The organism is Psychromonas sp. (genome assembly GCF_983033635.1).
The window spans coordinates 1,049-8,815 of the sequence record NZ_CEZLMY010000149.1; the positions used below are offsets into that span (position 1 = coordinate 1,049).

Genomic DNA, 7,767 nt, shown 5'->3' on the forward strand with positions numbered 1-7,767 from the left:
AATTAGATGCTTTAGTAGAAAAAAACAGAAAAGATTATTTTGAAGAAAATTATCGCCGCTTCATTCAGGTTACGGAAGAAAGTCTGGCGCTGCGAAGAGATGCGCAGGTTTTTTTTAGCAAACTACATAATAAACTCTCTACGAATACGCATCTTACCTCTGCAGATCAGCAAGCCATCAAACGACATATCGAATCGTATAAAGAAAACCGAGTAAAATTAAACTACTTTATTAAAACTTACCTTCCTTATACGAATCCCGAACTTGAAATTACTTTTCCTACTCAAAGTGCAACACATGGTGTAGCCGATAAAGGTATATTTAGTTCATCTGATGATGCCGACTTATATATCAACCCAAGAGATGACGCCGGCCGCTTATTAATATTGGAAAGTAAAATGTGGCTGGCATCCAAAATGATGCTGTTTGATAATTATGTGGTGATTTTAGTTCGTTATCTTAAAAATGAGGATCTACGCCGTCAATTTGATATTGAAAATATTGACAGCGAAAGTAAAAAATTTCTGGAAGAGGTCATTAATGAAATTCAAAGCGGTGAGCCTTACGAGCAGACCATACGTATGATTAAGCTTGTTCATCTGTTTCGTGATTTTGAAAAAAAGCATGCAAATGCAGCCATATCTTTAGATAAAGACAATCTCTACCTGAATAACCTCCTGGACGGCAGTTACGCTTACCATAGAATACCAGAGCTAAGCATAGGCGATGAAATAGAAATAGGTTTGGCGATCACAGGCAATGAATTTTTTGATGATGTCGATAGTCTGACAGACGCAGCAATAAACGAGATCAGTGGATTATTTGGCAATGTACTCGGTTTATATGAAGAGCGTTCGGGTAAACTGATTAATATGACAAAATCCGAGCAGAATGGTATTACCAGCAAGCTTAATATTCTTGATATTGTATTTGAAAAAACGCCGTTTAGACTCACAGATAACTTTATTCCTGGTCATTGGGGGCATGTTGCAATCTGGGTTGGCGGACAAGCTGATATTCCTGAGTTAAAACGCCTTGGTGTCTGGCAGAAACTGCCTGAAATAGAAGCGAAAGCAAGAATCAAACATGATTATAAAGGTTCTTCTTTTCAAAATATGATTAAGCAGGACAGAGGTATTCTAGAGGCTTTACGTGATGATGTTCAGCTTAATACCTTTGAGCATTTTTTGAATATTGATGATCTGGCTATTATCAGGAACCGTCAGTTAACCGATGCACAGAAAACTAAATATTTACTGGGTGCGTTTGCACAAATAGGCAAGGAGTATGATTTTAACTTTGATGTAGAAACGCCGAATAAGATTGTCTGCTCAGAACTTGTTTTTCGAGTTTATGATGATTTTAGCTGGCCGGTTGAAGAAACCATAGGACGTTATACCGTTAGCCCTGATCATGTAGCGGCTCTAGCCAAAGACAAAAAATCTCCCTTCCAACCTATATTGATTTACCACGATGGCAAGATGCTGCCTGAAAGTTCACTGCAGGCAAACTTTAATGCTTTGCTCAACGGTCAATATGACAAAGTTGTTTATAAAAATTAAGTGCTAACCTGTTCTTTCCACTGCTAGCCAGCTTAATTAGCTGGTTTTTTTTTGTTGAAAAAAGAAAACCAGCCTCTAAATAAAAGTGTAATACCGTTCCGCTTAATATTATGTTCTGTTTTAGGAAGTGAGGCTTCAGCCTCGCTCTTATATTGCGCGGTTAAAACCATACTTACAAATAAAAAACAGACCAATTAGTTTTTGGTGTGGCTAAATTGCATACAAAACAATTACTTGTGACAATTTGCTTGCCGATTGTTTTAAAATTAACCGAATATGAACAGCCAGTTCATTTCAGGTAAAACCTGCCCCCCTTATGATTCCCTCATGTTGTTGAAAGCAACACTTTTTAAAATCAAACAGAGGAACTAACCATGAAAAAATTACTACCTTTAATCGCACTGCCTATGTTATTTGCTGCTAATGCTAACGCTGCCTTTGTCGGCGCTCAGGCTGCAAACAGCGGTGCACCGCACACTACTATCGCGCAGTTTAAAAGTGAAACAGATGTAGGTGAAAGCAGCGGGTTGTTCGATATGGTGCTTACTGGTGCTAAAGCCGATGAAAAAGAGTATGTACTCAAGGGACATATCCAAAACCAGATAGACGGTGACAGCTATACCATCATAGATGACACAGGCAGCATTATCGTAGATATCAATACAAACCTGTTTAACGGTATGGATGTTACACCGCAAGATACGGTGGTGTTCTATGGCGAAGCGGATTACGAAGAGGTCGGTTTGACTTTTGATGTAGACAAACTGCAGGTGATCAAAGCCGGTTAATATCATGCCTAAAAAACGGAATAATAACTGCCGCTGTTTATTTAGAAAAATGAATGCAGGATGAACAATGTGTTCACTTCAGGTAAAAGCAGTACCGTTTAGGGTAACTCCCTGTTGTTGATAACAACCATTTTAAAACTTAAACATGAGGAGCTAAACATGAAAAAATTACTACCTTTAATCGCAATACCTGTGTTGTTTGCTGTTAAAGCGAATGCTGCTTTTGTTGGTACACAAGCGGACTACAGTGGTATGCCCCATAGTACTGTCGCACAGTTTAAAAGTGAAACAGATATAGGCGAGAGCAGCGGCTTGTTTGATTTTGTTATCACTGGTGTTAAGGCGGATGAAAAAGAGTTTGTCCTGCAGGGCAATTTACAAAGCCAGATCAATGCTGACAGCTACATTTTTGCTGATGATACCGGCACTATTGTTGTCGATATCAATGCGAACCTGTTTAACGGCCGTGATGTTACCCCTCAAGATACGATTATGGTTTATGGTGAAGCGGAGTACGGAGATATGGGCCTGACTTTTGACGTTGATAGATTTAGGGTAGTAAAAGTAAAATAATTTATTGTCACTAAGACCCAGTAAAGTAGATCTTAGTGACTAAGGTTAGACTATGTAGATTAATATTTATGATTAAATCAACAGGTTGAGCCTGTTTTTTGAATTGACTGCTGCTCTTTATAGCAGCATATTTTCCACAACCAGAATAATACAAATAGGCCGCCAATTGCAGAAACTAAGTGCTTCAGAGTATGTCCACTTATTAACGTTAAGCTGTTAAACACTTCCTGATCAAAAGCTTCCAATATTTTTGCCAATGCATACCAAATAAACATGGCAGTTAGCGGCCACTTTTTTACCCCTTCCGCACTAAACAGCATCATAATAAATATCATTAAGAGTAGCGGCAAAAATTGTACTAGTGCATAGAACCGTAAGTCCCCTCTACCAATGGATTCTGTCAGCCACCAATAGATAACACTTAATACACCAGCAGATATCAACCAAGGTAAAAGCTTTACACCGCTTTCTTGCTTAACAAAAGCCGACACTACCAGTGAATAAAGTGCCATAAATGCTATCGTCATTGGTATTCTGTCCCAAACCAGAGTTAAATTATTGGGAATATAATGATAATAAGCGGAGCCAAAAGCGACTAAACTTACCCCAATAAAAAATAGTAGTGCGCCATTAAATAGAGATGACAAACTATCTTTATTTTTTACACAAAAATAAATTCCCAACCCGCCAACTATCAAGAAAGGTAAATTAGAGATAACATTCCAAAAATTGCTAATACCACAGATAAAGCGGGTGTCAGCAAACACGTGGTAGTGAGGATCTTGAGGGTGAGCAGGCAGTAACAATACTCCGAAACACACAATGGCTGTAATTAACCATAAATAATATCTATTTTTAACATTTGCTATTACAACTCTGTCACTCATTCCCTGCCGCCTTTAATTACTACACAAAAACTAGATTTACAGAAATTTTACCGTAAATAATGAAAAACCATACTGCTTTAAGCAAAAGTAGAGTAGTACACCACAAAGTAAATATACTATTACAACTCCCGTAACAGACTACATTATTGTTCTATGTGCTTATTAAATCACATGCTTATGCACTTTACGCCGGCAAACTAATAATCGATAAAAATTTACCTCACAGGCACGAAGTTAAAGAAAAAATTAGTACACAATTAAGAGTTGTATATTACATTGATATCATTCGTGTTCTTTGTGTAACGCACAACTTCTCTGTCGCTGTGTACTTCGCAGCTATCGATGATATGGCTTAATTCACCTGTCAAATCTTCAGACTTAAAATATTCCCATCTAAAACAAAAAGCATAACAAACTGTTTTTATTGATCTTTTGTACCTTTCTTGATTTTTGTTATAAACATGAATGGAAAATGAATGTTCCATTCACTTCAGGTAAAAACGCAGCCCCTTATGATAGCCCCATGTTGTTGAGAGCAACGCATTTAAAACTTAAACCTGAGGAAATAATCATGAAAAAATTACTAACTGTCATCACACTGCCAATGTTATTGGCTGCTAATGCTCACGCAGCTGCTACAGTTGCTCAAGCTGCTGAAGAGGGAACAACAATAGTCGCTTCTAGCACTAAACCGCTTGGTGCCACGCGGCAAATCGCACAATTTATTGTAAATACAAAACAATCAGATATTGCGCCAGAGTATTATGAACATGCTAAAACAGCAGTATTAGACTGGACTGGTGTTGCATTAGCAGGAGCACAAGATCCATTAGTGAAGAAGTTAGTTGAGTTGTCAGAAGATCTAGGTGGTGCACAACAAAGTGGAGTTATTGGCTACGATATTAAAGTATCTGCAACTCAGGCCGCATTAATTAATGGTGCTGCTTCTCATGCGTTAGATTTTGATGATTCGCACTCTGTATTCCGCGGCCATGCTTCAGCTTCTATTGTTGCTACGGTGCTGGCATTAGCAGATATGGAGCATAAAAGCGGCAAAGATATGCTAGCAGCTTATTTAGTGGGGTTAGATGTGGGCATTACCGTCGCCAAATCAGTAGCAAATTCAATGTATACACAAGGTATGCATAACACATCTGCACTGGGGATCATCGCATCAGCAGCTGCTGCCTCTCACCTTCTTGAACTTAATGAGGAACAAACGGTTAATGCATTAGCAATTGCGACGACACAAGCATTTGGTCTTAAGAGATCGTTCGGAACAATGAGTAAACCTTTACATGCAGGGCAAGCAGCTGAAGCGGCCGTAGAAGCAGCACTTCTTGCACGTAAAGGGTTTACAGGAGCATCAGACATACTTGAAGGACCTAATGGTTTATTCGCTGTATTTGGCGGCTTCAATAATAAAGAAGCGCTGACTACAATGGGAAAAACCTGGGGAATGACGAACCTTTCAGTTAAATATCATGCATCTTGTCACTGGACTCACGGCGCAATCGAAACAATGCTTGAAATTGCAAAACGAGATGGTGTTAAACCTGAAGATATTAAATCTGTCGAATTTGCAGTGAGTCCAATTGCAATAAAAACAGCAGGTGTCTATCACCCGCGTTCTGGTTTAGAAGGAAAATTCAGCATTCCTTATTCTGCGATGAATGCAGTGGTGACAAGTAAAACAGGTATTCAAGGGTTTACAGAGGAGGCTGTTAAAGACCAAAAGGTTGCTGCTTTAATTGATAAAACGAAGATTGTGATCAAACAATATGATGACTGGTTCTATACAGAAACAAAAGTGATAACAAAAGACGGCAAAATACATACAGCAGCAGCAAATGTGTTTGAAGATTTACCAGGTTTAGAAGAGAAAAGAGAGGCTGTGACTAAAAAATACACGGATCTTGTGACACCTATGTTTGGTGCTGAAAGAGCAAAGGAAATTGAAGATATGCTGCTTTCACTTGATAAAATCAAAGATGTTAATGAGCTTAGCAGCCAAACGGGGTTCCATTATGTTAACAAGTTTTCTGCACGCGGCTACACACCTAAAATGTTTGGTGCTGAAAGAGCAAAGAAAATTGAAGATGTTAATGAGCTTAGCAGCCAAACGGGGTTCCATTATGTTAACAAGTTTTCTGCACGCGGCTACACGCCTGAAAGCTGGGATTAATCTTGAGGCCTGTTAGTCGAAAGAAAAATTAGGATAAGATTTACCATATTAAGCCAGTGTAATTACACTGGTTTTTTTATGTTTATTTGAAAAATAAAATCAAAAAAACAATATAAGGCAATGTTTTTTAAAGTGAATGTGTAAGGTGTTATAAATATAAACCGAATATGAACAAGTAGTTCATGCCCCGTAAAAACGCCTCAGCCTATGATAGCTCTATGTTGTTAAGAGCAGCCGTTTATAAAACTAAACCAGAGGAACTAATTATGAAAAAACTATTAACTTTAATCGCACTGCCGCTGTTATTTACTACTGGCGCTAATGCAGCTTTTGTCGGCGCACAGGCAGTCAACAGCGATGTTCTACACACCACGATTGCACAATTTAAAAGTGAAACCGATGTCGGTAAAAGCGGTGGTCTATTTGATCTGGTGCTGACCGGCGCAAAAGCCGATGAAAAAGAGTATGTGCTGAAAGGCCATATCCAAAATCAAATTGATAATGATAGTTACACAATCAGCGACGACACCGGCAGCATCATTGTTGATATTAACCCGCGACTGTTTAACGGTGTAGATATCACGCCGCAAGACACGGTTGTGTTTTATGGCGAGGCGGATTACGAAGAGGTGGGTCTCACTTTTGATGTAGACAGACTTGATGTCATCAAAGCTAATTAACGCTTAAGCATTAGGCAGCCGTTACAGCACACTATGCTGCATCAGCTTCCTTTTTATATAAAAGAAGACATGCTTACATCAATAACAGAGGGGTAGTAAAATGATGATACTTATCTTTATCGCTATTGTGATAGCAGTTACAGGAATGCTATGGAGTACCATTATATATCTAATAATGGAACAGGTTAATGAGTGGCTGCCATTGGCAAACACTGCAGGTAGTAAATCCGAACATGTTTACATTAGTTATTAAAGAAAATAAATAAATGCTTAACCAAGGGTAAATAGATGCTGATTTATGATAACCCCATGTTGCTAACAGCCGTGTTTTATAAACTTAAACCTGAGGAACTAACCATGAAAAAATTTCTAACTGTAATCACACTTCCAATGTTATTCGCTTTTAACGTTAATGCTGCTCAAATAGAAATACCAGTAAACCAAGGAGCTGACAGCTTTATATCTGAATTGGCTGAGTTAGCGATTATAGTTGAACTCGAAGATGAAGAGGATGATTTCGATATAGAGTTTGACTAAACCAATTGTGATTGACTATTTTAAAGCGAGTAATTAAAAAACTAGGTATTAAACTCCTGATTCACCATTAAAAGCCTGTTCATATTATGCACTGGCTTTTTTTATCTATATTTTAAGTGTTTCTTTTCCCGAATATAAATGCCTAAGTTGCTGCTGTTAAATAATGATATACCACATAACCATATGGATGAATGGAAAATGAACAGGTGATTAAGCCGCTGTAAATCTGTACCGGTTTATGATAGCTGCATATTGGAAATACATCATAATTGCTTAAAGAGGAATTGATTATGTTTGAACTACTTTTTACCATCGTATGTGAAACTATCTGGCTTAACCTAGTAAACTTTGTGACTGATTTATTAGCTGTAGGTATTTGGGCATAATCGAGATTTATTTCAGCATTAGATCATTGCATTTTTATAAGTGAGATTAACGCACCAGTCAGAATAGACAAGACGACTGCGAGAGGAGGTTTTACTGCTATCACCCTATAAATATGTTTTTTATCATCATTAACAGCCAGTCCATATTATGTACTGGTTTTTTTATGCC

Annotated in this window: 7 protein-coding genes; 6 read left to right on the top strand and 1 reads right to left on the bottom strand. The window is 38.0% G+C overall.

What is annotated here, in order from left to right:
• The 3 genes from AC4GME_RS14990 to AC4GME_RS15000 all read left to right on the top strand — a co-directional run.
• Positions 1-1,562 (top strand): YiiX/YebB-like N1pC/P60 family cysteine hydrolase (locus tag AC4GME_RS14990; protein ID WP_490379671.1); only part of this gene is annotated, 1,562 nt, incomplete at its 5' end.
• A 374-nt stretch (positions 1,563-1,936) separates the two neighbouring features.
• Positions 1,937-2,350 carry a YgiW/YdeI family stress tolerance OB fold protein gene (locus tag AC4GME_RS14995; protein WP_490378137.1) on the top strand — a complete coding sequence of 138 codons (414 nt, stop codon included), beginning with the start codon at positions 1,937-1,939 and terminating at the stop codon, positions 2,348-2,350.
• A gap of 159 nt (positions 2,351-2,509) precedes the next feature.
• The gene (locus AC4GME_RS15000; RefSeq protein ID WP_490378136.1) at positions 2,510-2,923 is read left to right on the top strand and encodes a YgiW/YdeI family stress tolerance OB fold protein; all 414 of its coding nucleotides are present in this window, start codon (positions 2,510-2,512) and stop codon (positions 2,921-2,923) included.
• Between the two features lie 77 nt (positions 2,924-3,000).
• Here the strand turns inward: AC4GME_RS15000 and AC4GME_RS15005 are convergent, their stop codons facing one another.
• Positions 3,001-3,810, bottom strand: coding sequence for a ceramidase domain-containing protein (locus AC4GME_RS15005; RefSeq protein WP_490379672.1), 810 nt, complete (start codon positions 3,808-3,810; stop codon positions 3,001-3,003).
• Between the two features lie 571 nt (positions 3,811-4,381).
• Here AC4GME_RS15005 and AC4GME_RS15010 point away from each other — a divergent pair.
• The 3 genes from AC4GME_RS15010 (at position 4,382) to AC4GME_RS15020 (ending at position 7,212) form a co-directional block, all read left to right on the top strand.
• The gene (locus tag AC4GME_RS15010; protein ID WP_490379673.1) at positions 4,382-5,995 is read left to right on the top strand and encodes an MmgE/PrpD family protein; all 1,614 of its coding nucleotides are present in this window, start codon (positions 4,382-4,384) and stop codon (positions 5,993-5,995) included.
• A 266-nt stretch (positions 5,996-6,261) separates the two neighbouring features.
• Positions 6,262-6,675: a NirD/YgiW/YdeI family stress tolerance protein gene (locus tag AC4GME_RS15015; RefSeq protein WP_490379674.1), complete on the top strand. Its 414-nt coding sequence runs from the start codon at positions 6,262-6,264 to the stop codon at positions 6,673-6,675.
• Positions 6,676-7,032: 357 nt separating this feature from the next.
• Entirely contained in the window at positions 7,033-7,212 is a 180-nt protein-coding gene (locus AC4GME_RS15020) for a hypothetical protein (RefSeq protein WP_490379675.1), read from the top strand.
• The last annotated feature ends 555 nt before the right edge of the window (positions 7,213-7,767 follow it).